This window comes from Citrobacter sp. GW821-FHT07H02 (assembly GCF_059418505.1).
In genome coordinates this window covers 1-599 of record NZ_JBWKPZ010000039.1, presented here as the reverse complement: position 1 = coordinate 599, position 599 = coordinate 1, and the positions used below count along the sequence as shown (strand labels likewise).

Annotated in this window: 1 rRNA gene; it reads left to right on the top strand. The window is 51.3% G+C overall.

Annotated features, from left to right (window positions below):
* Nucleotides 1-145: 145 nt before the first annotated feature.
* Nucleotides 146-599: ribosomal RNA gene (locus AC07NP_RS21800) — 16S ribosomal RNA — on the top strand; the annotation flags it as partial.

The window sequence follows — 599 nt, the reverse complement described above, 5'->3', positions numbered from 1 at the left end:
ACTGCTCTTTAACAATTTATCAGACAATCTGTGTGGGCACTCGAAGATACGGATTCTTAACGTCGCAAGACGAAAAATGAATACCAAGTCTCAAGAGTGAACATACGTAATTCATTACGAAGTTTAATTCACGAGCATCAAACTTAAATTGAAGAGTTTGATCATGGCTCAGATTGAACGCTGGCGGCAGGCCTAACACATGCAAGTCGAACGGTAGCACAGAGGAGCTTGCTCCTTGGGTGACGAGTGGCGGACGGGTGAGTAATGTCTGGGAAACTGCCCGATGGAGGGGGATAACTACTGGAAACGGTAGCTAATACCGCATAACGTCGCAAGACCAAAGAGGGGGACCTTCGGGCCTCTTGCCATCGGATGTGCCCAGATGGGATTAGCTAGTAGGTGGGGTAACGGCTCACCTAGGCGACGATCCCTAGCTGGTCTGAGAGGATGACCAGCCACACTGGAACTGAGACACGGTCCAGACTCCTACGGGAGGCAGCAGTGGGGAATATTGCACAATGGGCGCAAGCCTGATGCAGCCATGCCGCGTGTATGAAGAAGGCCTTCGGGTTGTAAAGTACTTTCAGCGGGGAGGAAGG